The 24594-nt window shown below is 41.1% G+C and carries 21 protein-coding genes; 11 read left to right on the top strand and 10 right to left on the bottom strand.

Features of this window, described 5'->3' with window-relative positions:
* Positions 1 to 151: 151 nt before the first annotated feature.
* A complete protein-coding gene (locus WA352_RS11810; RefSeq protein WP_005204781.1) occupies positions 152 to 544 on the bottom strand; it encodes a hypothetical protein in 393 nt (130 codons plus the stop codon).
* A gap of 252 nt (positions 545 to 796) precedes the next feature.
* Here WA352_RS11810 and mnmG point away from each other — a divergent pair, with 252 nt between their 5' ends.
* Positions 797 to 2677, top strand: coding sequence for a tRNA uridine-5-carboxymethylaminomethyl(34) synthesis enzyme MnmG (mnmG, locus tag WA352_RS11805; RefSeq protein ID WP_033133654.1), 1881 nt, complete (start codon positions 797 to 799; stop codon positions 2675 to 2677).
* A 100-nt stretch (positions 2678 to 2777) separates the two neighbouring features.
* The gene (locus tag WA352_RS11800) at positions 2778 to 3110 is read left to right on the top strand and encodes a DMT family transporter (RefSeq protein WP_005204777.1); all 333 of its coding nucleotides are present in this window, start codon (positions 2778 to 2780) and stop codon (positions 3108 to 3110) included.
* A gap of 63 nt (positions 3111 to 3173) precedes the next feature.
* Here WA352_RS11800 and WA352_RS11795 read toward each other — a convergent pair whose 3' ends face one another.
* The 3 genes from WA352_RS11795 to WA352_RS11785 all read right to left on the bottom strand — a co-directional run bounded on the left by WA352_RS11795 (position 3174) and on the right by WA352_RS11785 (position 5905).
* Positions 3174 to 3797, bottom strand: a complete 624-nt coding sequence (locus WA352_RS11795) for a sterol desaturase family protein (RefSeq protein WP_033133655.1) — start codon at positions 3795 to 3797, stop codon at positions 3174 to 3176.
* A 97-nt stretch (positions 3798 to 3894) separates the two neighbouring features.
* Positions 3895 to 4896, bottom strand: a complete 1002-nt coding sequence (locus WA352_RS11790) for an AraC family transcriptional regulator (RefSeq protein ID WP_336142694.1) — start codon at positions 4894 to 4896, stop codon at positions 3895 to 3897.
* Positions 4897 to 5017: 121 nt separating this feature from the next.
* Positions 5018 to 5905 (bottom strand): DUF4198 domain-containing protein, encoded by an 888-nt coding sequence (locus WA352_RS11785; RefSeq protein WP_033133657.1) that lies wholly within the window; start codon positions 5903 to 5905, stop codon positions 5018 to 5020.
* 315 nt (positions 5906 to 6220) lie between these two features.
* On the opposite strand from WA352_RS11785, the gene WA352_RS11780 reads away from it, so the two are divergent.
* From WA352_RS11780 to WA352_RS11770, 3 genes are read left to right on the top strand one after another with little or no spacing between them, the layout of a single operon-like run.
* Positions 6221 to 7792 (top strand): DUF2271 domain-containing protein, encoded by a 1572-nt coding sequence (locus tag WA352_RS11780; protein ID WP_033133658.1) that lies wholly within the window; start codon positions 6221 to 6223, stop codon positions 7790 to 7792.
* A 33-nt stretch (positions 7793 to 7825) separates the two neighbouring features.
* A complete protein-coding gene (locus WA352_RS11775) occupies positions 7826 to 8416 on the top strand; it encodes a PepSY-associated TM helix domain-containing protein (RefSeq protein WP_033133659.1) in 591 nt (196 codons plus the stop codon).
* Positions 8417 to 8425: 9 nt separating this feature from the next.
* Positions 8426 to 9895 carry a sulfite reductase subunit alpha gene (locus WA352_RS11770; protein ID WP_033133660.1) on the top strand — a complete coding sequence of 490 codons (1470 nt, stop codon included), beginning with the start codon at positions 8426 to 8428 and terminating at the stop codon, positions 9893 to 9895.
* Here the strand turns inward: WA352_RS11770 and WA352_RS11765 are convergent.
* Positions 9892 to 10113, bottom strand: a complete 222-nt coding sequence (locus WA352_RS11765) for a DUF6500 family protein (protein ID WP_033133661.1) — start codon at positions 10111 to 10113, stop codon at positions 9892 to 9894. The two genes, WA352_RS11770 and WA352_RS11765, sit on opposite strands and share 4 nt — an antisense overlap.
* Before the next feature lie 158 nt (positions 10114 to 10271).
* Positions 10272 to 12344 carry a TonB-dependent receptor plug domain-containing protein gene (locus WA352_RS11760; protein WP_033133662.1) on the bottom strand — a complete coding sequence of 691 codons (2073 nt, stop codon included), beginning with the start codon at positions 12342 to 12344 and terminating at the stop codon, positions 10272 to 10274.
* Positions 12345 to 12627: 283 nt separating this feature from the next.
* Here WA352_RS11760 and WA352_RS11755 point away from each other — a divergent pair, with 283 nt between their 5' ends.
* The 4 genes from WA352_RS11755 (at position 12628) to WA352_RS11740 (ending at position 18098) form a co-directional block, all read left to right on the top strand.
* Positions 12628 to 14826, top strand: a complete 2199-nt coding sequence (locus WA352_RS11755; RefSeq protein ID WP_033133663.1) for a TonB-dependent receptor — start codon at positions 12628 to 12630, stop codon at positions 14824 to 14826.
* 317 nt (positions 14827 to 15143) lie between these two features.
* A complete protein-coding gene (locus tag WA352_RS11750) occupies positions 15144 to 15329 on the top strand; it encodes a hypothetical protein (protein ID WP_004805957.1) in 186 nt (61 codons plus the stop codon).
* Positions 15330 to 15654: 325 nt separating this feature from the next.
* Positions 15655 to 16974 carry an NCS2 family permease gene (locus tag WA352_RS11745; protein WP_004805960.1) on the top strand — a complete coding sequence of 440 codons (1320 nt, stop codon included), beginning with the start codon at positions 15655 to 15657 and terminating at the stop codon, positions 16972 to 16974.
* 125 nt (positions 16975 to 17099) lie between these two features.
* On the top strand, positions 17100 to 18098 hold the full coding sequence (locus WA352_RS11740; protein WP_005204754.1) for an adenosine deaminase: 999 nt from the start codon (positions 17100 to 17102) through the stop codon (positions 18096 to 18098).
* Positions 18099 to 18140: 42 nt separating this feature from the next.
* On the opposite strand, the gene WA352_RS11735 is transcribed toward WA352_RS11740, so the two are convergent.
* Positions 18141 to 18695 carry a cytochrome b gene (locus WA352_RS11735; RefSeq protein WP_005204736.1) on the bottom strand — a complete coding sequence of 185 codons (555 nt, stop codon included), beginning with the start codon at positions 18693 to 18695 and terminating at the stop codon, positions 18141 to 18143.
* Between the two features lie 219 nt (positions 18696 to 18914).
* Between WA352_RS11735 and WA352_RS11730 the strand changes: the two genes are divergently transcribed.
* A complete protein-coding gene (locus WA352_RS11730) occupies positions 18915 to 19298 on the top strand; it encodes a hypothetical protein (protein ID WP_004805966.1) in 384 nt (127 codons plus the stop codon).
* Between the two features lie 38 nt (positions 19299 to 19336).
* Positions 19337 to 19903 carry a ribonuclease HII gene (gene rnhB / locus WA352_RS11725; RefSeq protein WP_033133664.1) on the top strand — a complete coding sequence of 189 codons (567 nt, stop codon included), beginning with the start codon at positions 19337 to 19339 and terminating at the stop codon, positions 19901 to 19903.
* 57 nt (positions 19904 to 19960) lie between these two features.
* Here the strand turns inward: rnhB and csrA are convergent, their stop codons facing one another.
* From csrA to alaS, 3 genes are all read right to left on the bottom strand, one after another.
* Complete coding sequence (csrA, locus tag WA352_RS11720; protein ID WP_004805969.1) at positions 19961 to 20224, bottom strand: carbon storage regulator CsrA; 264 nt, start codon at positions 20222 to 20224, stop codon at positions 19961 to 19963.
* Positions 20225 to 20461: 237 nt separating this feature from the next.
* Positions 20462 to 21742, bottom strand: coding sequence for an aspartate kinase (locus WA352_RS11715; protein WP_004805971.1), 1281 nt, complete (start codon positions 21740 to 21742; stop codon positions 20462 to 20464).
* Between the two features lie 66 nt (positions 21743 to 21808).
* Positions 21809 to 24499, bottom strand: coding sequence for an alanine--tRNA ligase (alaS, locus tag WA352_RS11710; protein ID WP_171248657.1), 2691 nt, complete (start codon positions 24497 to 24499; stop codon positions 21809 to 21811).
* Positions 24500 to 24594 lie beyond the last annotated feature (95 nt).

Below are 24594 nucleotides of genomic sequence, written 5' to 3'. Positions count from 1 at the left end.
TGCTTATTGTAATGGATTCGTGCTTGTTAAAGGGATTATAAAGTAGACAGATTACAATTTTAAGATGAAATATTTTGTCCTCATGCAATCTATTATATTGTTTTTATATAAAAGAAGGCCAAATTAGGCCTTCTTTTATATCATTTATGCATTAAGGTGCAGTCTGTTCGACATCAGGTGCTACTGGTGGTGCAGGAGCGATAGCGGGTGATTCCATAGGTGCAGTGCTATTGTCTGCTGGTGCACTACTGACTGGGCGAGGTGCCGATTGCGTTTCTGAGAGACGACTTTGAGTCTCAACGGCAGCATTAGATGCAGGTGTTGGTGGTTGGAATGCTAACTTACCAGCTTCATTAGGCTCACATGAACCATTGAAAACAACGCCTTTAAATGCAAATGAAACTGGATCACCTTGTTTTTTGCCTTTACAGACCTGTTGATATTTCTTGGCCTGTTGGTCTTGGCTTGCTTTGGTATCTGCATGCGCAGCTACGCTAAAACATAGACTACAAATTAGAGATGAAAATAAAAGCTTTGAGTTCATATCATTGTCCTAAAGTATTTTTTATACACTTTTTAGGATAAGAAACTGGGCAGATAAAACAGTGGTGTTCAAGTTAATAGTGATGAATCGCTGTGTGCAGTCTAAGAGGAAAATGCAACATAAGGTTTCTTTTTGTATGTTCTGTAGTCAGAACAGGGGCTTGCAAGCCTCAACAATCTTGACTGTTTTTGGCAATTTAATGCAAAACTCCTGTATAATGCTCTGTCATTTTTTGAATACACATTTACCACTATGCACTATCCTAAAGTTTACGACGTTATCGTAATTGGCGGCGGTCACGCTGGTACGGAAGCAGCACTTGCTGCGGCACGTATGGGAAGACAAACATTATTGTTAACGCATAACATTGAAACTTTGGGGCAGATGAGCTGTAACCCAGCGATTGGTGGTATTGGTAAATCACATCTTGTCCGCGAGATCGATGCACTCGGTGGTGCAATGGCACTCGCAGCGGATAAAGGTGGTATTCAATTCCGTATTCTAAATTCTCGTAAAGGTGCAGCTGTGCGTGCAACACGTGCGCAAGCGGACCGTGTACGTTATAAAGCAGCGATTCGCGATACTTTAGAAAATCAAGCGAACTTGGATATTTTCCAGCAAGCTGCAGACGACTTAATTGTTGAAGGCGATACTGTTAAAGGTGTTGTGACCCAAATGGGTATCCGTTTTGATACCAAGACGGTAGTATTGACGACAGGAACTTTCTTGGGTGGGGTGATTCATGTCGGCTTACAAAATTCAAGTGGTGGTCGTGCAGGTGATCCACCATCAATTGCTTTAGCGCATCGGTTACGTGAACTTAAATTACCCGTTGGGCGTTTAAAGACAGGTACTCCGCCTCGTATTGATGCACGCACAGTTGATTTTTCTGTCATGACACCACAACCGGGTGATTTCCCATCGCCAGTGATGTCGTTTATGGGTGATGCATCTATGCACCCTGAACAAGTGAATTGCTATATCACGCATACCAGTGAAAAAACCCATGAAATTATTCGTGGCGGTTTAGATCGTTCACCAATGTATACCGGTGTGATCGAAGGTGTTGGCCCACGGTATTGCCCATCAATTGAAGATAAGATCCATCGTTTTGCCGATAAAGATTCACATCAAGTGTTCTTGGAGCCAGAAGGCTTAGATACCCATGAGCTTTATCCAAACGGCATTTCGACTTCATTGCCATTTGACGTGCAGTTCAATTTGGTTCGTTCAATTCGTGGTATGGAAAATGCGCATATCTTGCGTCCAGGCTATGCGATTGAATATGATTATTTCAATCCACAAGCGTTGAAATTCACACTTGAAACCAAGGCTATTCAAAACTTGTACTTTGCTGGTCAAATCAACGGTACCACGGGTTATGAAGAGGCGGGGGCACAGGGCTTGCTTGCAGGTTTGAATGCTGCACGCCGTGCGTGGGAACAAGAAGAGTGGACACCAAAACGTGATCAAGCTTATATGGGTGTTTTGGTCGACGATCTAATCACTTTGGGTACTAAAGAACCGTATCGTATGTTTACTTCACGTGCGGAATACCGTTTGATGTTACGTGAAGACAATGCCGATCAGCGTTTAACGTCAATTGGTCGTGAACTTGGCCTAGTTGATGATGAGCGTTGGGCTGCATATAGCGAAAAAATGGAAGCGGTTGAGCGTGAAACTTCTCGTTTACAACATTTGTGGGCTGCACCAAATAACCCAATGGGTAAAAAGTTCGTTGAAATGACAGGTGCAGATCTCAGTAAAGAATGTAGTGCGATCGATTTACTGAAACGTCCAAATATCAATTTTAGCCAAATTGCTGAATTAACAGGTTCAGAAGTGTCTGAGCATGTGGGTGAGCAGATTGAAATCGCGGTGAAATACGAAGGCTATATTAATCGCCAGCATGAAGATGTTGCACAATTAAAACGTCTTGAAGAAACCCGAATTCCTGCTGATTTTGAATATGAGGGTATTTCGGGTTTGTCACGTGAGATCACATTAAAGTTAAACACGGTTCGCCCTGAAACCTTAGCGCAAGCAAGTCGTATTCCTGGTGTTACACCAGCTGCGGTACAGTTACTGATGATTACGATCCGTAAAAACAATATGGCGAAGAAATCGGCTTAATTGCCTGCTTCGTCTATTGTCGTAAATGTTAAAAACACCCTTCTACAAAGGGTGTTTTTTTCTGCTAAGCAAATTCTGTTTAATTGAAGGGGATGAGTAAATGAACAATTGGATAATTTTATTCATTGCGATTACTGCAGAAGTGATCGCAACCTCTGCCTTAAAAAGTAGTGAAGGTTTTACCAAACCAGTTGCTTCCATCGTGGTTGTAGTGGGTTATGTGATTGCATTTTACTGCTTGTCTCTAACCTTAAAAACGATTCCTGTAGGCGTTGCTTATGCGATTTGGTCTGGCGTTGGGATTGTTTTGATTACGACTGTGGCTTGGTTTGTATTTGACCAAAAATTGGATATTTGGGGAATAATTGGGATAGTCTTGATTATGAGTGGTGTGTTGATTCTTAATTTACTGTCTAAAACCAGCTCGCATTAGCTTTGCCACAAAAAACCGAGTCATGCATAACTCGGTTTGAATTAATCTTCTACTTCAACGTATTTATAACGCGACCTCAATCCCTTGGCGTAAATTCTGTTGATCAAATTGTGTATTGGCATCAATTTGAGCATAGGCTTTTGGTAAGAGACGGCGTGCTACGCGATTCACTCTTTTTTCTAGCCATTTCGGCATGTTGATCGCCAATGGATTGGTTTCTGTTACCGATTCATCGGTCATTACCCGCGTTCCCATAATGTAATCAAACCATGGCTTAGTCACACACCAATTGGCATTTTGATTGCTGGTCATGTGATGATCATAGTGCCAAGGAATTCGTTTTTTAGCGAACTCTGGATCGAGATGTGATTTGGCATGTACCTTCCAATAATTCCAAATGCCGTAGTACAGACCTGCGGTAAAGAACGGCGCAACCGGTAGAAAAATGGTGGATGCGGCAGCTAAGCCGATGAGCGCTGATTTTTCATTGTACATTTCAGAGTTTTTAAACATCGACTCTGCATAGCCTTCATCATGAAAGCCATTTAAGCGAGCACGTTTGTGATGTGCAATATGGGTAAAGAACGGACTGTTTCTATTTTTGCTTGGAAATTCGTGTAACCAGACTTTGTGGAAATACCACTCCATACCATTTGCAACAAAAACACCTACTGGAAAACCGATCATGCTTGGATTACCTCGTCTAACATAGATCGGATTTTAAAAAGAGAAGGGCTAAAAGTTTTGACTGATCTGACAGTTTTAAGCTGCCTATCCAATCAATTTACGTCTGTTTACGCTGTCGATATGCGCTTGGGGTCTCACCAGTCCAGCGTTTAAATGCTCTGGAAAATGCTGAGGGTTCAGAAAAACCAGTCAGATAAACAATCTGGTCGATGCTTTCTTCGGTTTGAGAAAGTAAGCGACGAGCAAGACGTTCACGATAATGGGCAATGACTTTTTCATAGCGGGTATTTAATAGTTGTAAATCTGCTCTTAAGCTACGAGCGCTACGTCCTAAATGTTCGGCAATGATGTTCTGATCAAATTCACCAGACTCTAATAAACCACTGGCCAAGATTTTTTCGATTTCGTTTATAAGCTGGTGTTTGTTTAATAGCTCAAGCTGTGAGGCGGCATGATGTTCATGTACTTTTAACAGTTCTGGTTCATGAGCAGCAGAGGGCGTCGTTAATTGTGCTGAATCAAAGCAAATATAGCCATTATCTTGCCCGAGTTTGACAGAACATCCCCAGATTTTCTGGTATTCCTCTTGATCCGCTCCGTCTAGATATGGCAGGCCAATTTCAGTCGGCGTAAAAGTTCCGTCACTAATATATTTAAAGAAATTAAGCAAAATACCAATCGCACATTCCAAATAGTGTCGAACAGGATGATTGAGCCCTGAAATCATCACTCTATGTTCATTTATCATTTCTAAGTTAAATGACATGGCATCAGTGAGTAAGGCCTGATATCGAATGGTTCGTTTGAGGCCTTCCCCAAATGTTGCACTACTGAGAAAAAGATATTCAATCACTTGTCCACGAAAGGGTGGAACATTGTGCCCAACATGTAAACCAATATCGGGATCATGACTAATTTGTTCTGCGGCTTGCCAAAAGCGTTGCTGTGTGGCGTTGTCACGACGGACAAACTTATCAGGTGGCTGATCGGGTAAATGAACACGCGCAAAGATGGCAGCGGCATCTAAATTCATCTTTTGCATGGTTTGATAAACCATCCATAAAAAGATGCCCGCATCACTGGTTTTTTTTGAAGTCATAAAACAGGCTAAAGATGTGTTTTAAAACAATATACGCTGTTCTTTTTGAGATAGAAATAGATTGCAACTAAATCAGAGGATAAAGGTACTTATACGTTGATAAGCACCTTAGTCAAAAGGCTTATTCAGTCACTTCAACCGTTACACTGTAGGTATAAGATTGCGCGATGGGTGGTTTGGTGTTGTCAGCATTCGTTTCAGGATAAGCGGTGGTAATCAGGTAAATACCAGCTTCACTAAACTTCACTTCAACCTCGCCTTTGGTGTTGGTTTTAACATGTGGTTGTTCACGTTTTGCATTGGGTTGATAGCTGCTAGCACCTTTAAACACATCAACTTCTAGATTTGGAACAGGCTTACCATCCATGAGCACTTGTGCTTTAAAAGATTCACCTGCAAACAACTCATTTGGATGAGTGAGGAACTTAAACTCGAAACCTTTGTTGCTCACAGCAGGCACAGCACTTGGTTTGCCTTTAGTGATAAAACTTTCAGCAATATAGGTATTGCTAGTTTGTGCTGTTTTTGCGTTGGCAGGAATTTGGTCTTCAGCAATAAAACGTGGCGGTTGATTGGCTGGTGCTTGAGCTGCTTTTTGCTCTGCATTATTACCTTGTGGCTGCATCGGGTTTGCATTGGCAGGGCGTTGAGGGCGAACACGTAACCAACGACCATCAATCAATGCATATTTGGTTGGGTTGCCTGTCGCATTTTCAGTACGAAGACGATAGGTGCCATCCGTGGTTAAATTGACTTCTGCAATATTGAATTTTTTTAATTCTGCTGCTGCTTTAATGGTTTCGGTTTTTCCTTCGGGCGTTGTCACCTGATAATCAGTTTTAAAGTTGCGACTTGCTACAAAGAATTTTTCAACGGTAATTCCACTTTGGAAGCTAACGCTATCGGCCTTACTGTCGAACACTTCTGGCAATAAAAAAGGGCTTGCTGTATGAGCAAAGCTCAGAGTTGGTAGCGCAGAAAATAGAGCAACAGTGAGTAGATGACGCATGAAGAATTCCTTAAAAGAGAAATAAACAAAAATGCAAAAGATTTGCTACAATTTACTTGATAACGAGTATCAGTTGCAATATTATTTCGATAAAATTTTAATCGTTTTTATGCCATTGGGCAGACAAAGATTAAGAAGTTTTTTATCTCCCAAATGCGTGTCGCAAATGAATCAAATGTTTTTGATTTTATTCAGAATAAAATCATTTCATTTCCATGTTCTTTTGGCTGTAATTCATGTGAGAAGCCGAGCGATTGACTGTGCATAAAGTCAGTAGGTCGGCCGAGTTAAATCTTAGAAAATGGAAGCTTAACGATGTCATCAACGCAACAAATTTTTCGCCCCGTTCTACTCATATTTCGTTTATCTCCGTTGATGGCAGCCATTGCTGTATTTATGTCTCCAGTCACGATAGTTCAGGCCAATGAAACTACTGTAAAAGATGCTCAGACCTTACAAGCACCCATTCAAACACCAAGTTATAGCTTTCATCAAGATCATATTTTAGGAACGTCTTTGGATGTGGTTGTGACCACTGCACATCAAAAAGATGCAGAAAAGGCATTACAGGCAATTCAGAACGAAGTGGCACGATTGGACCAGATTTTATCGGTATGGCGTGATGATAGTGAAATCAGTCAGCTCAATCGTGAACAACAGATCGAAGCTTCCTCTGAACTTTATGAGGTAATTGCTGCTTGTGAACAATGGCGCAGTGCGAGCTGTGGTGGTTTTGATGCACGTTTAGGCCAATTGATTCAGTTATGGGAACAAAGTCATCAGGTACACAATCTGGATGATCAAACGCAAGAAGCTTTATTAAGCCAATTAAAAACTCAAAGTATTGAGTTAAACCCGAAAACCAGACAGATTAAACTCGATTCAGCCATTAAAATTGCACCTGATGCCTATGCCAAAGGCTATGTCATTGATCGTGCCTTGATTGCGGCAAAACAAGCTGTGCCACATTTACAGGGGATTTTGATCGATATTGGTGGCGATATGCGTGTGTGGGGTCAATCACCACAACAAGCGGGCTGGAAAATTGGTATTCAGAATCCAAATGAACGCTTTGATAATACAGCACCAACACAAGTTTTAAATATTAAAGACCAAGCTGTTGCTTTTAGTGGGCAAGGTTATCGTTCGTTGGCAGGCCAATCGCATTTGCTTAATCCGCAAACAGGTATGCCAATTCAAACCGTAGAGCAATGTGTCGTCGTAGGACAATGCGCTGCAGATGCGGATGCTTTGGCAACGGCTTTAACCGCAATGTCGCCTCAGGAAGGCATGCAGCTGATTGAACAATTGGTTGGTTTTGAAGCGCAATTGGTGGCGACTGATGGCAGTCGTTATCAAAGCTCAGGTTGGTCTACACTTTTAGATGCCAATCAACCTGCGATCATGCGACATGTGGCAGCTAATGGTGCAGCAACCGCTTGGCCTAAAGGTTATCAGGCACAAGTTGAAGTGAATATTCCTAAGCTCGCTGTTGATAATTATCGCGCGCCTTATGTTTCAGTATGGGTGACGGATAGCGATAAAAAATTAGTGCGTACCCTTGCGGTTTGGGGTAAAGATGAGAAATGGATCAATTCAAATTATGTGTGGTGGCGTCGCTATGGTCGTCAAATGCCAAACTTGGATGCGGTGGCTAAGCCATCACGCCAACCAGGACAGTACCGTTTAGCTTGGGATGGTAAAGATGAAGCTGGTAAAGCTGTCGATGCAGGTAAATATTTAATCCATATTGAGACCTCTCGTGAGCATGGTGATCATTCATACCAAAGTTTTGAATTAGAAGTCGGGCCGAAAGCGGTAACAAAAACACTTCCTGCACAGGCAGAAATTGGTACGCTGAAACTAAACTTCCAACGTGGTGCTTAATTAAAAGCCCTACTTATTTACGAGGCTTATCTCTTGTATCAACGCCGTGATTTTTACCGCCATGCACGCTATGTGCATGGCTGGCTCTCTGCATTTGCTTTCATCGTACTGATTTTTTTTGCTGCCACAGGACTATTACTGAATAATCCCGATTGGTTTAAATCACCCAACGATGAACAAATTGTAAAACTCACTTTACCTGCTGCTTTTGTCAGTGCCATCCAAAAACAAGAGAATCCAACTCCGGCGATTCTGGATTTTGTTCGAGACAAGCAGCCGCTGATTGGGCGTTATAAAAGCAGTGAAGTGATGGATGGGGAGGTGATGATTCGTTTAGAGAGTCCTGCGGGTTCAACAGATCTCTGGGTGTTGATGGATGAAGGTCAAGTTGAAATTACCCAAAAACCAGCAAGCACTGTTTCATTGCTCAATGATTTACATCGCGGTAAAAATGTCGGTGCAACATGGCATTGGCTCATTGATATTAGTGCGATCATCATCATTTTATTGTCCTTGGCGGGCTATATTTTATTTTTAACCATTAAAACCCGTTTAATTACGCATTTGCTGCTCACAGCAGGCAGTTTAGCGGCAATTATTTTACTCATTTGGTTTGCCATTTAAGGGGACATCATGACTCAGGCTGTGCTGATCGTTATTGCTATATTGGCAATATTATTGAGTCTGCATCTTTTTGTGATTGTGTGGCTATATTGGCAGCAAAGAAATTCAAAATCACTGCTGCAATCGCATCCTGCTTATTTGGTGGTCTATGCCAGTCAGTCTGGACATGCCGAAATCTGGGCGAGACACACCGCTGAGCAATTACGTTTAGTTGATGATCAGATTGCGGTCAGAAATATTCAAGATCTAAGTCTCCATGATTTAAGCGAGCAACAACGGATTCTATGGGTGGTCAGTACTTATGGTGAAGGGGATGCGCCGGATAGTGCACAATCCTTTATCAATAAAGCTTTTACTCAAGGCCTAGATTTATCCCATCTATCTTTTGCAATCTTGGCATTGGGAGATCGGCGCTATGCTCACTTCTGTCAGTTTGGGCAGCGACTGGAACAATGGTTAGTTCAACAACAGGCGCAGGCTTTATTTAATACGGTTTTAGTAGATCAAATGAATAGCCGTGATTTAGAACAATGGTTGAATGGGTTAGAGCAGCTAACTTCAATGCAGTTCAGTGATTTAACCCATTCTGAACAGAGGCTGCAATTAAAGTTTGCGCATCGGCAGTGCTTAAATAAAGGTAGTATCGGTGAACCCATTTATAAAGTTCAATTGATTGGTGATGAGGACTTGGTTTGGTCATCAGGTGATATTTTAGAGATTCAATGCGAAAACAATTTGGATGATGTTGAGGCATTTTTGCAATCACAGCAACAGCCCATCAATGCTAAGTTGATCGCTCAATTAAGCACGCTGAATTTAAGAAAATTACCGAGCAAAGCAGAGCAGTCTTTTCAGCAATGGTTAACACAATTTGAGCGCTTACCTAAGCGTGAGTATTCGATTGCCAGCTTGGCTGAAAACGGCTTTATTGAATTGGTGGTCAGACAGCAACGTACGGCAACAGGTTTAGGCTTGGGTTCGGGCTGGTTGACACAAGGCTTGCAGCAAGACCAAATCTTACAAGCTCATATTCGTCATAATCCAAGTTTTCATTTGCCGCATGATGCACGACCTTTGATCTTGATTGGTAATGGTACGGGGATTGCGGGTTTGCTGGCACATCTACGTCAGAGAGAGCATTGGGGTTATAAACAAAACTGGCTGATTTTTGGTGAAAGACAGCAGCAATTTGATCATCTTTATCAGACGGAAATTCATTATTGGCAACAGCATGGTTTTCTTGATCAAGTTGACTATGCATTTTCCCGTGATCAAGCCGAAAAAATCTATGTACAAGATTGTTTAAAAGCACAATCCACTCGATTACAGACTTGGGTTGCACAGGGCGCAGCAATTTATGTCTGTGGTAGCCTTAAGGGTATGGCGGGTGGCGTTGATCATGCCTTAAAAGAGATTTTAGGTCTTGATTTGCTGGAGCAGCTTAAACAACAACAGCGTTATCAACGCGATGTGTATTAATCGGATTCAGCTAGAACCAGTGCTTTAATCTTGCTGGCTTTTTCAAAATGATCCAGTCGATGCTCCATAATCCACCATTTAGCAGCCTCCATGAGAAGTTCAGGATCATCATTTTTATTGGCAAAGAAAGCATAAAATGAAAGTCCGACATTGTTGCCTTTCTTGGCCATTTTTTCATCGCAGATATGAACGATCTTCGCTTTTAATTCGGTTTTCATCTTGTTTTTAAGTGGTTAATCAGAATTTGGTGCAGATCATAGCATCCTAAACCTAAGTGATTGTCATCATTTAGTTTTAATATTTGTTTTGAAATTAAAAAAGTCAGCTTGAGCTAAGCTGACTTTCGGTACTTCAATCATTTTAAAGCGCAAGAAAATTAGAATTTTTTCTCAAGGCTGAACTGTAATGATGGAATGCTTTCATTGGTTCTCGCCTGATATAAGCTGCCATCTGTTTGATTGGTGAGGCGTTCCTTATAATGGGTACTCAAGACGTTATTGAGATTAAGACTCGCTGCCCAGCCATGACTAAAGCGTTTGGTTGCGCTCAAATCTAAACTAAAACGTTCATTGGTGGTGCGATCATAGGGTTGACCATCTAAGGCGCGGGTAAATTCAGGCGTGTAACTGACGTTCACGCTGGTTGAGAGTTGCCATGGTTTATAGCTATAGGATAAGCCCGCACTAGTATTATAAGGTGCAACATCACTGGCTAAGCGTTCACGGTGTTGCCCATCTTCGATTTTGGCACGAACTGTTGACACTTGCCCATTGAGCATAAACGCATGTCCAGCTTCGGTTTGTTTGAGTGCATAGCGTCCAGACAACTCAACGCCATAAGTGGTCGCTTGATCTTGGTTTTGTGGGCGCTCCACATAACGTGTGCCTTCAAGTGCGATGACTTTCTCGATGTAATCTTTAATTTCACGATGATAGGCCGTAACACTCACACCACCACTCGCAGAATCATAGGCAAGGGTGGATTCAGCTGCACGGATTTTTTCTGGTTTTAGGTTTGGATTGCCACCACGATCAGGATTATTCAAGCTACCTGCATCACTGTCTGTAGAGACAGTCACGTTCGGAACCAGTCGATCGGTATTTGGGCTTTTAAATGCTTGGCTCAAGTTAGTTTGAATTGACCATTGCTCAGTGAGGTCAAAACGATAAGCCAAAACTGGACTTAAATGTTGATCTTGATAATCAACCAAGCCTGAACGATTCAGCCATTCCTGACGCGCACCTAAAGTCACCGTTTGGCGGTCTGTAAAACGCCAGCTACCTTCACCATAAACAGCATAACGTTGCTCATCCAGACTTTTGCTGACATTACTATCGAGTTCATTACTGCGAGTATCAAAACCAAATTTAATCTGACGGTCTTTATCTAATTTACGGACCCCATCATAGGCAAGACCGTACTCATTTACTGTTTCATCGGTATAAATTGTGTTTTGTGGCGAGCGGGTGAGCTGTGTTTCTGTCTGACGTTCAACAGACAAGCGGATTTTATCACTCAGATCTTTGTCTTTACGTTCATAACGCGTGTTTAAGCGAATACTATCGTTCTTGTCATCTTGAGTCTGATTGGATGAATAGCCATCCATTTTAATATTGCGATAGAACAATTCTGCAATCAACTTTTGTTGATCATCGAGATCGTATTGCAAACGGGGCGAAAACATCTGCATGGTACGGTTTACGGTACGGAGTTGTTCTCGTGTTCCAGTTGCTGTTTCAGTTTTGGTGATCGAGGTGTTGTCCATCCACATTTGATTGGCAGAGACACTATAAGACCACTGGTTTTCACGACCGTCTGCTTGAATGTTGATTTGCTTGCGTTCAGATTGTTGTTCACCGCTATCGCGTAAGCCATAGCCGAGCTTCACTGAGCCATTTAAGCGGGTATCTAGAGGTTCTTTTAAAATGATATTGATTACCGCTGAGGATGCAACAGAGGCTTGGGCAACGCTGGGTTGTTTGACCACTTCAATACGTTCAATCATTTCAGGTGTAATGGTATCAATAACCGACATACCACCACGTGGGCCACCTTGCACGGGCTCGCCATTGACCAAAAATGTGGGTGCGCCGCCACCACGAAAACGCATGCCCGAAGCGCCACCACCGCCGCGTGGTCCTTGGCCAAAACTTGGTATCTGGAAACCAGCAGCACGACGCAAAGCATCCATAACCGACTGGTCGCCATATTGCAGCATTTCTTCTTGAGTAATGATGGTTTTAGGTACAGCACTAATATCATCATCTTTGGCTTTTTGAGGTTCTGCTGAAGCTTTGAATGAAAGGGTAGGTAGAACCTGAGTACTTGATTCAGATACCGTGGAAGCGGGAGTCTCACTTTGGGGTTCGGTAGCATAAATTGATGCACTTATACTGAGTAAAGCTGAGCTGAGTACACTCAGTTTTCCATAACACGTAGAAATTTTCATTATCAAACCCCAAAAATGATCAAATTATTTTCTGTGTAGCCTAATGTAAAATTGTGTAGAAAAATGGAATTTATTCCTAAGAACTCAAAGATTTAAAAATTATTTTCAGAATTGTCTTTGAAGGTGAAAATGAAGCATAAATTTTAAATGAATAATAAATGGCCTGTTTAGTTAAAAATTAATGCAAAAAATGATGAAAATGAGAATGATTTTTATTAAAATTGTAGCGTTTTTTTGTTTTTAATATTTTTTTAATTTTTGTCTGAGTTTTTTGAGAAATTTTATGCGTTCTTTACCCTTAAATATGCATCACAAGCCTATTTTCAAATTTAGCTTGTTAACCATGATGCTGTTGCAAGCACAGTATGCTTTTGCCAATGAGGCTCCAACACCAACAGCAGTGATGCCAACCATTAAGATCGAAGCAATGAGCGAGCTTGATCCGATCAAAAGTTATATCGATTATGATCAGGCAAGTGTGACCCGAAATGGTCTTAAGAAAAAAGATATTCCACAGACCATCGATACCATTGATGTGCAAAAATATAAAATTTATGGCGCCAATGATCTGAGTATCATGCTACAGGGGACACCAGGTGTATCAACCAGTTATGACATGCGCGGTGACGGGATTAACTTAAGAGGATTTAATGCAGATACAGGCGATATTTATCGTGATGGTATTCGTGAAAGCGGTCAGGTTCGCCGTAGCACAGCAAATATCGAACGTATTGAAATCTTAAAAGGCCCTGCGTCGGTTCTATATGGTCGTAGTTCGGGTGGTGGCGTAATCAATATGGTGAGTAAATTCGCCAATTTTGATTCAAAAAGCTCGGTGGGTATCTACGGTGGTTCATATGATAACTATGGAACAACAGTAGATTTCAATCAAGTGCTCACAGATAACGTTGCTGTACGTTTAACTGGAGAATATGGAGAGTCAGATAGTTTCCGTTCAGGCATTGAAAATAAAATCGAAATGCTTTCACCAAGTTTTACTTATAAAAATGATGAGGGTTTAACTTGGACCATGCAATATACCTACGATAAATTACATCGTGTGCCGGATCGTGGACCATCTTATACAGCACTTCCGAAGGGAACCTCGATTAAAACAGGTTTTGCCCAAGATGGAGACTATGTAAATGATGTTTTACAAGTTGCGCGTTCTGACCTGAATTACGAGTTTGCACCAAATTGGAATTTTCATTGGGCACTAAGTTATCGTCAAGCAGAGCAAAACTTTGATCACTTTTATGCGGGTGGATTATGTGCGACAGAAAGTACAACGGTAACTAATGCTGGAACATGTAAAGGCCATGTCGGTGATATCTCACAAATTTATTATTGGCAGAAAACCGATAATAAAACCACTAGCAATACTTTTGATATCCGTGGTGAGTTTGATACAGGCAGTATTAAACATAATTTATTGGTTGGTGCAGACTGGACTTATGAACAACGTGAGCCGCTTTTAGCCAATAAGAAAGATGGTGGTGCTATCTATGGCTATGTAAATCCGTTAACTGGTGAGCGCAGCAGTTCTAGAGGTTCGGGTAACTTAATATTAAATACACATAACTATAACCAAGGTGAAGGTTATGGTGTATTCATCCAAGACCTCATTAGTTTTAATGATTATTTTAAAGTCATGTTGGGTGGTCGTTATGACTATTATCAATCTGAAACCACCAACCGTTTAAAATCACGTGAGTCTCTGGACTATCATCGTCGTATTGATGGTGAGAGCTTTAGCCCAAATATAGGTTTTATTTGGCAACCTGTAGAAAGTCAGAGCTTTTATGCCTCTTATAGTAAAAGCTTCGCGCCATTTGGTGGGCGAGTGGGAGTAAGTGTTGTTTCAGCAAATACAGATGTAGATACATTTGATGCTAAACCACAATACAATGAACAATACGAAGTTGGTATAAAAAGTGATTGGCTGAATGATCGTTTAAATACCCAGCTTTCTGTATTTGACATCCGTAAGAACAATATCCGTTACCAGCCAAACCCAGATGAGCCAGAAAAGTGGGCTGTTGGTGCGCAGCACCAGTCCAAGGGGATTGAATTTAGCTTTATTGGACGTGCTTTAGATAATCTGTTTGTACGTGGTGGTTATAGCTATATGGACACGGAGGTTTCTAAAGATCCCAAGCCACAAAATGTTGGAAAAGAGTTAAATAATACGCCTCACCATACTGGTAATCTCTTTGTTCGTTATCTACCAACAGATAAGATTTATGGTGAAGTGGGGGCAACTTATGTCGGTGATGCCAAAATTTATCCAAACGGAAACCTAGATAGAGAACCAACTGACTTTGCTGGGTTTACTCGACTAGATGCTGCGATTGGCTATAGTGCAGATCCTTGGAACATTACATTCGCTGTCAATAATGTGACCAATAAAGAATATTGGCGTTCAGAGTCAATGCCAGGTACACCACGCAACTTCTTGGTGCGTTTGAACTACCAGTTCTAATCTAAACACGTTAATGTGACTTTAAGCACTTTTGTCTAGACAAAAGTGCTTTCTTGTTTTTAGCTGCTGAAAATGAACAGTTTTTTCTGTTATAAAGATATAGTTTATATCTATCTTATTGAATTATATAAAATGTCATTGCTAAAAAAACTGGAATATTCTAATATTTGATTGAGTGAAAATTAAGCAAAAAACTTATTAGAATAACTGTATAATTGTGATGTGGTTATCATTTGTGATTTTAATATGCGTTTTTGTTCTCCTTTTCAGTCTTTTTTGTTAGCATTAAAGAAAACTTTATAATAGAGATAATAATAATGAAGATTAAGATTGCAATCGCTTTGGCTTTTTCTGTATTTATTTTGGGTTATGTCACCTATGTTGATGCCCAAACCAAGAAACGCCAAGAGCTAATGAAAATTGTTCAAGATGCCGAAAACAGCTTGAATACGATACAGCATAATCAACATACGCATTTATCCTCTTATCAGCGTAATCAGTAGTTTTATGTGCCAATAAAGAGCATTGCTGATTCAATCATCTGAGTTTGATCGTGAAATACGCTTTTTTTGTATTGTGATACTCAAGTTTTGAGTAGAATCTGTTAAAATATTTACCATTAAATAAAAAGCTGCATGTTGATATGCGGCTTTTTACGTTTTGATATCGGAATCGAATTTATACATATCTTCTGTGTAACAAGCGCAAAGCTGGCATATAGATTGCTTTTAGCCTTGTATACCTTTTTGTGTACATTCAAAAAAGATTGCAAACACAAACGTATAGATTTCATATTCTACGATCTTAGATTTCAACAGGTGCTATGTTATGACAACGCCTAATGCTTCGGCTGGTTTGTTAGAACGCTTATTTAAGCTGAGCGAAAACAAAACCAACTTTAGAACGGAAGTTCTAGCAGGTGTAACTACATTCTTGACGATGTGTTACATCATCATTGTAAACCCACTCATTCTTTCTGAAACTGGCATGGATCATGGTGCTGTGTTTGTTGCAACCTGTTTGGCTGCGGCAATTGGGTGTTTGGTCATGGGGATTATTGCGAACTATCCAATCGCACTTGCACCTGGAATGGGCTTAAATGCTTATTTTACCTATTCTGTTTGTTTAGGCATGGGCGTGCCTTGGCAAACTGCTTTAGCTGCAGTTTTTGTGTCAGGGTTGGTTTTCCTTGCAATTAGCTTCTTTAAAATTCGTGAAGCAATTGTCAATGCAATTCCAATGTCTCTGAAATTTGCAATTGGTGGTGGTATTGGTTTATTCCTTGCTTTAATTGCACTGAAAAATGCAGGCATTATTGTTGATAATCCAGCGACCTTGGTTGGTCTAGGCGATATCAAACAGCCAACAGTCTTATTGGCCTTATTTGGTTTTTTAATGATAGTAGTTTTGCATCAGTTTAAAGTACGTGGTGCGATCATTCTTAGTATTCTGGTTGTGACTGCGATTGCAACTGCAATGGGCTTGAATGAGTTCAAGGGTGTTGTCGGTCAAGTTCCTTCTCTAGCACCTACCTTTATGCAAATGGACTTCGAAGGTCTATTTACCGCCAGTATGGTTGGGGTGATTTTCGTCTTCTTTATTGTCGATTTATTTGACAGTACAGGTACCTTAGTTGGTGTGTCACATCGCGCAGGCCTGCTTCAAGATGGTAAATTACCACGTTTGAAGAAGGCATTATTTGCAGATTCAACTGCAATCGTAGCGGGTGCTGCTTTAGGTACATCGTCAACTACACCTTATATTGAATCAGCTTCAGGTGTTGCGGCAGGTGGACGTACGGGTTTAACCGCAGTCGTTGTTGCATTCCTATTCATTGGTTGCTTGTTCTTGGCACCATTGGCTCAATCAGTTCCAGGTTTTGCAACAGCACCCGCATTGTTATTTATTGGTGTGTTGATGATCCAAGGGATCACACATATCGATTGGGATGATATTACTGAAGCTGTTCCTGCCTTTTTAACCATCGTATTTATGCCATTTACCTATTCAATTGCAGATGGTATCGCGATGGGCTTTATCAGCTATGCATTGGTGAAACTACTGACAGGAAAAGCAAAGACAGTTCCTTATATGGTTTGGATTATTGCGGCACTGTGGGTGTTTAAATTTGTTGCATTTGGCGGCTAAGCAAATCGTTATTATTATTTTATCATTCTCTTTGTGAGCTGTTTGAATAACAGCTCTTTCTGTGAAGAGAGCCTAAAAGGGCGTTATTTCGATAACACCCTTTTTTCTTTAGACGTGGAGTTAATATGAATCAAATCGAGCTGATTCGTGCTTTACCCAAAGCCGAATTGCATGTGCATATTGAAGGGACTTTTGAACCAGAACTGATGTTTGCAATTGCACAGCGTAATCAGATTCAGATTCCCTATCAGTCGGTTGAAGAAGTGAAGCAAGCGTATAACTTCCATAATCTTCAATCTTTCTTAGATATTTATTATGCGGGCGCAAATGTGCTGGTGCTTGAACAAGATTTTTATGATCTTGCTTGGGCATATTTCGAGAAATGTGCTGAAGATCGTGTGGTACATACCGAAATGTTCTTCGACCCACAAACGCATACTGAACGTGGGGTTGAATTTGCAACTGTGTTGGCTGGCTTAAAACGTGCCTGTACAGATGCACAAGCAAAGCTAGGAATTAGTTCTCAGTTGATCATGTGTTTCTTGCGTCATTTAAGTGAAGAAAAAGCATTTGAAACGCTTGAGCAAGCATTGCCATTCAAAGATGACATTATTGCGATCGGTTTAGACTCAAGCGAAGTTGGACATCCTCCAGCAAAATTTGAGCGTGTATTTGCTAAAGCCCGTGAAGCTGGTTTCTTGATCGTGGCACATGCGGGTGAAGAAGGCCCACCAGAATATATTTGGGAAGCTTTAGACTTGTTAAAAGTAAACCGTATTGATCATGGTGTGCGTTCTGAAGAAGATGAGCGCTTAATGGCGCGTTTAATCGCTGAGAAAATGCCTTTAACAGTTTGTCCTTTAAGTAACTTAAAGCTTTGTGTTGTAAAAGACATGGGTGAGCACAACATCCGCCGTTTATTGCAGCAGGGCGTACATGTTACTGTGAACTCAGATGATCCTTCATATTTCGGTGGTTATATGAATGATAACTTTGTGGCGATTCAGCAAGCTTTGGATTTAAGCAATGATGAATTAAAGCAACTGGCAATCAACTCTTTTGAAGCTTCATTCATTTCGGATGAAGAAAAGCAAAAGTGGATTGCAGAAGTGAAAAAGATCTAAATTAAAAAAACCGCGTAAAGCGGTTTTTTTATATCTGAAGAATTATTTGGGCTGGCGTAGCATACTGAGCAAGACATTATCTTTATCAATCAGATGATGTTTGATGGCAGCCAAAGCATGTCCGGCAACGAGTAGGCCAGCGAACCATGAAAGATAAATATGTAGAGGTTTAACAATTGCTAGTAATTCTGGATTGTCTTGTACTAAACGTGGAATTTCGAATAAATATAAAACTGGAGCAGGGTGGCCAGCACTCCAACTAAATAAACAGCCAGTAATTGGCAACGCTAATAACATTAAATAAAGGAATAAATGTCCAACATGCGCCAACATTTTCATCAGCGGCGACATGGTGTTTGGTAGTTCAGGTACAGGGTGGGTATAGCGCCAAAAAATACGGATAACGACTAAGAAGATAATGGTGGTTGCTATATTTTTATGTAGGGTAATGACGGTTCCTTTGAAACTCCCATCGGCATCGTAGCTAAGAAAATTACCACTATAAAAACCGATAAGCCACGCAATGATAAAAATAGCAGCCATGAGCCAATGTAAAACTTGCGCAGTGCGTGTGTAATATTGTGCTGAGGTTGGCATCGCAACATCCTAGCTGTGATATGAGTTCTTTGATTTTAAATAGCGCTTTTTCCTACTCATACAGTGTAAATGTAACGGAGCGTTTTATGAGTGGAACGTTGTAGTACTTATAAATCATTTATCATTGTTATATTATGTAAAGATAGCACAGGGTCATATCATAAAACGTGTCATTTAGGCACAATACGCCTGCCAAAATTTAGATACGGAATAGAAATCATGAAAAAGTTGGTACTTATTGTAGCTCCTGCTGTTTTAGCTTTAACAGGCTGTGTTACTCCAGATGGAAATAACTCAGTGGGTACAACTTCACAACAGTTAGGCATGGCTGCATTGAAAGTTGCTGTAAATGCGAAATGTATTAATGAAATTAATACGCTGCCAGCGTGGAAAACAGCGACACGTGTAATGACCGCAGAACAACGTGAAAATATTCAAACTGAAGTTTGTGGCTGTGTTAGTGAAAAAGCACCAAATAGCGTAACAGCAGTAGAATTGGCTACCGCAGCTATTGATCCAACAGCACGCGCGACGATTGTGACTCAAGTGGTTTCTCAAACTGTAAATGCATGTGTGGCTGAAACTTTCAAGAAAGCGGGTTAATAAGATAAGGCTGAGTCATCGGCCTTTAGAGATTTTATATGAGAGTTGCTGGTGTAGATGAGGCTGGGCGAGGACCATTAGTGGGTTCTGTTGTTGCTGCCGCAGTCATTTTAGATCCGAATAATCCGATTGAGGGTTTAAATGATTCTAAAAAGTTAACCGAAAAAAAACGGGAAAAGCTGTTCTTGGAGATTCAAGAAAAAGCTTTAGCTTGGTCAATTGCTGAAGCAAGCCATGCTGAAATTGATGAATTGAATATTTTGCAAGCCACTTTTCTTGCAATGCGTCGTGCAGTAGAGGGATTAGCGGCTTCTCCTGCAAAAGTAATTGTAGATGGTAACCAGATTCCAAAAGGAATTACCATTCCGTGTGAGGCGATTGTGGGGGGGGATGCTAGCCATGCAGAAATTAGTGCGGCCAGTATTCTAGCGAAAGTGACCCGTGACCGTCAGATGCATGAGTTAGATCAGCAATATCCTGACTATGGGTTTGCTAAACACAAAGGTTATCCAACTAAAGCACATTTTGAAGCGATTGCGGCTCATGGTGTCATTGATCAACACCGCCGTAGTTATGCGCCTGTCAAGAAAGCTTTAGGGCTGTAAAAACAATTAAAGCGACTAATTTTAGTCGCTTTAATCATTCGAGAAGAATGCGGCATATTAACGATTGAAGTTATTATGTTGAGAAAAATCATTATTCTCTTCTTCATAAGAATGTTGATAATCTTGATCAAGATGTTGCAGATGCTCATGCATGGCACGTTCATGTTGGATACGTTGGTAAATTTCCTCACGATGCACAGAAACTTCTTTTGGAGCATTTACACCAATACGCACCTGATTGCCTTTTACGCCAAGCACAGTAACACTGACTTGATCCCCAATCATTAATGTTTCTCCGACACGACGGGTCAGAATCAGCATGTTTATCTCCTTGCTAAACGCTTAAACTTGCGACAGGGAATTCATTGTTTGAAAGCACAGCCTAATATACAGAAAACTCTAACAGAAATATGTAAAAAACATTTTTTTTCGTAAGTTCTGTGAGAGTCTTTTTAAAAACCTCAAGGCTAATATAACAGAGCCACTATAAGAAAAACTATAGTGGCTCTGTTTTTTTTCTTATTTACTTGCGAGTAAATATGTTTAAGCAGCTATTAATTAAGCACGTGCACTGCTTTCGCCGTGTTCACGATCTAGGCCAAAAGCTGTATGTAAACAACGAACTGCCAATTCTAAATAGTTTTCTTCGATGATCACAGAAACTTTGATTTCTGATGTAGAAATCATGAGAATATTAATGCTTTCTTCAGCTAATGCAGTAAACATTTTGCTCGCTACACCTGCGTGAGAACGCATACCAACACCTACGATTGACACTTTTACGATGTCATCACGCGTCACAACTTCACAACCTTCGATGCTGTTTGCAGTTTGTTCTAAAATTGCTTTTGCTTTCGCCAAGTCGTTACGATTCACGGTAAAAGTAAAATCTGTTGTACCGTCTTCTTCAACATTCTGGATAATCATATCCACTTCGATGTTGGCATTGCTGATCGGTGATAAGATTTTAGATGCGATACCTGGTTCGTCAGGAACACCTAAAATAGTGAGTTTTGCTTCGTCACGGTTAAATGCAATACCTGCGATGATTGGTTGTTCCATATCGTCTTCCGCCTCAGTCGTAATTAGTGTACCTACGTTTTGTTTGAAATCTTCATCAAATGCGCCATCATTATCGTTATCAAAGCTTGATAATACACGTAATGGCACCTGATATTTGCCTGCGAATTCAACAGAGCGAATTTGTAAAACTTTCGAACCTAAAGATGCCATTTCTAGCATTTCTTCAAAAGAAATACGGTCAACTTTCTTTGCTTTAGGCGCTACACGAGGGTCAGTGGTATAAACACCGTCTACATCGGTATAAATCTGGCATTCATCTGCTTTTAGTGCTGCTGCAAGTGCAACGCCTGAAGTATCTGAACCACCGCGACCTAAAGTTGTGATATTGCCATTGGCATCATAACCTTGGAAACCGGCAACGACGATGACACGACCAGCATCTAGATCAGCGGTCATTACATCAGTATCAATGGATTCAATACGTGCTTTGGTAAACGCGCTGTCAGTTTTGATACCAACTTGACGACCTGTATATGATTTAGCTTCTACACCAATAGAATTAAGTGCCATAGCTAACATGGAAATCGTTACTTGTTCACCCGTTGACACCATTTGATCTAATTCGCGTGGGTCAGGGGTGCTAGTAATGGCTTTGGCAAGCGCAAGTAAGCGGTTAGTTTCACCACTCATTGCTGATACAACCACGACCACCTTGTGACCATGATCATGCCAACGCTTGACACGATGAGCAACATTTAAAATGCGCTCAGGAGTACCCATAGAGGTACCGCCATATTTTTGAACGATTAAAGCCATAGTTGTTCCATATAAGCCATGACCCTGAGAGGCATCAGGGTCAGTTACACAAAAGTGAAGTCTTTATTATTGCGCAAGCCAAGCAGGTAATGCTGCGATGACTTGATCAAACTTCTCGTTAAGTGGCGCGCCACCTTGTGCTAAGTCAGGTTTACCACCACCTTTACCGCCCAGCTCTTGAGCCAAGTGTTTGATGATGTCACCTGCTTTTAGAGTTGCAGCGTATTGTTTAGCGACGGAAGCGATTAAACTCACTTTATCACCTTCAACACCAGCTAAAATAATGACTGCATCTTCTAATTTTGATTTTACGCTGTCATGAAGATTGCGTAATGATTTGGCATCTAAACCTTTTACCGATGTGATAAGCGTTTGACGACCCGCAATTTCTGTGACTTGATCTAAAAGCTCAGCCGCTTGGAAGCTCGCTAATTTTTGATTCAATTGTTCGATTTGCTTTTGTAGGCTAGAAGCAGTTTCAACAATTGCTTCAACTTTCTCTACAGTTTGGTCTTTTTGCGCTTTCAACAAACCGTTAATGATTTGGATATCTGTTTCTGCTTTTTGAACCACTTCAAGCGCTTTGGTGCCAGTCACGGCTTCAATACGACGAACGCCCGCAGCAACACCACCTTCAGAAGTGATTTTAAATAGACCAATATCACCCGTGCGCTTAACGTGAATACCACCACAAAGTTCGATAGAGAAGTTTTTTTCTTCAATAATAGAACCCATAGAAAGTACGCGAACTTCTTCGCCATACTTCTCACCGAACAGCATCATTGCGCCTTTGGCTTTTGCTGATTCAATATCAAGTAATTCAGTTGTTACAGGGCTGTTCGCAATGACTTCGGCATTGACTAAACGCTCAATCTGTTGCAATTGTTCAAACGAAACAGGTTGGTCGTTGGCAAAGTCAAAACGTAAAATATCGCTGGCAACCAAAGAACCTTTTTGTTGTACATGCTCACCAAGAATCTGACGTAAAGCCGCATGTAGAAGGTGAGTCGCTGAGTGATTACGCGCTGTTGCTGCACGAATGTCTGCTTTAACCGTTGCTTCAACATTTTGAGTGGCTTTGAGGCTACCCATGGTCACGATACCTTGATGGACAAATGCACCACCAGATTTTTTAGTATCTTGAACTTCAAAAATACCAGTATCGTTTTTGAAGATACCTGTATCACCGATTTGACCACCGCTTTCTGCATAGAAAGGGGTTTGGTTCAATACGATCAGTGCTTCGTCACCTTCGTTGATTTCATCAACTTGCACGCCATCTTTATAGATCGCAACGATTTGACCTTGGCCTTGAGTCGCTTCATAACCATCAAATTGAGTTTCGCCTTCAACTTTGACAATGCTGTTGTAGTCAACTGCAAATTTACCTGCATCACGTGCACGTTGGCGTTGCGCAGCCATTTCAACTTCGAAGCCGGCTTCGTCAATGGTAAGATCACGTTCACGTGCGATATCAGCGGTTAAGTCAGTCGGGAAGCCGTAAGTATCGTATAGTTTAAATACGGTTTCACCAGCAATCACATTGCCTTTCAGTTGTGCTAATTCACCTTCTAACAACTTCAAGCCTTGCTCAAGTGTTTTCGCGAATTGCTCTTCTTCTTTAAGAAGCTGTGCTTCGATGCGTGCTTGCTGCGCTGCAAGTTCAGGATAGGCATCGCCCATGACTTCAATTAGCGGTTGTAACATCTTATAGAAGAATGAACCTGTTGCACCTAACTTGTTACCATGACGCACGGCACGACGAATAATACGACGTAGCACATAACCACGACCTTCATTTGAAGGGTTAACACCGTCAGCAATCAAGAATGAGCATGAACGCGCATGGTCAGCAATCACTTTTAACGATGCAGGATATTCAACTGGTTTATTTTGTGCTTTTGCTTCAGCTTCAATGGCAGTGGTATCTAAACCAATGATTTCAGCAGCAGCTTTTAATAAGTGTTGAAACAGGTCAATTTCATAGTTTGAATTGACATGTTGTAGTACAGCCGAAATACGCTCCAAGCCCATACCTGTATCAACAGAAGGTGCTGGAAGAGGGTGCATGACACCATCAGCAGTACGATTGAACTGCATGAAAACGTTGTTCCAGATTTCGATGAAACGATCACCATCTTCTTCTGGTGTGCCTGGTAAGCCACCCCAGATATGGTCACCATGGTCATAGAAAATTTCAGAACAAGGACCACAAGGACCTGTATCACCCATTGCCCAGAAGTTATCTGATGCGTATTGGCCACCTTTGTTATCGCCAATACGGATAATACGTTCAGCATCGATACCAATTTCTTTGTTCCAGATATCAAATGCTTCATCATCGGTATGATAAACCGTGACATATAAACGATCTTTCGGTAAGCCTAACCACTGTTCGCTGGTCAAAAATTCCCAAGCAAATTTCAGTGCATTTTGTTTGAAATAATCACCGAAAGAGAAGTTGCCTAACATTTCAAAGAAAGTGTGGTGACGTGCGGTATAACCTACGTTGTCGAGGTCATTATGCTTACCGCCGGCACGGACACATTTTTGAGATGAAACAGCACGAACATAGTCGCGCTTTTCTAAACCTAAGAAACAATCTTTAAACTGGTTCATACCAGCATTGGTAAACAGCAAAGTTGGGTCGTTGGCGGGAACGAGAGAACTCGAAGCGACACGTGTATGCCCTTGCGATTCGAAATAACGCAAAAATGCTTCACGGATTTCAGCTGATGTCATAAAGCGAGTACTCACAACCAAGACACTCCATAATTTTGAATTTGGCTATATGCAACAAGGTACGTTGTGTCTAACGTTCTACAATCGAACCCAGTGCGTGGCATAGATTT

This window comes from Acinetobacter sp. 102 (assembly GCF_037028485.1).
GTDB classification, from domain to species: domain Bacteria; phylum Pseudomonadota; class Gammaproteobacteria; order Pseudomonadales; family Moraxellaceae; genus Acinetobacter; species Acinetobacter higginsii.
Note: the sequence above shows the minus strand (reverse complement) of the source record. Positions and strands in the feature narration are given on the sequence as shown.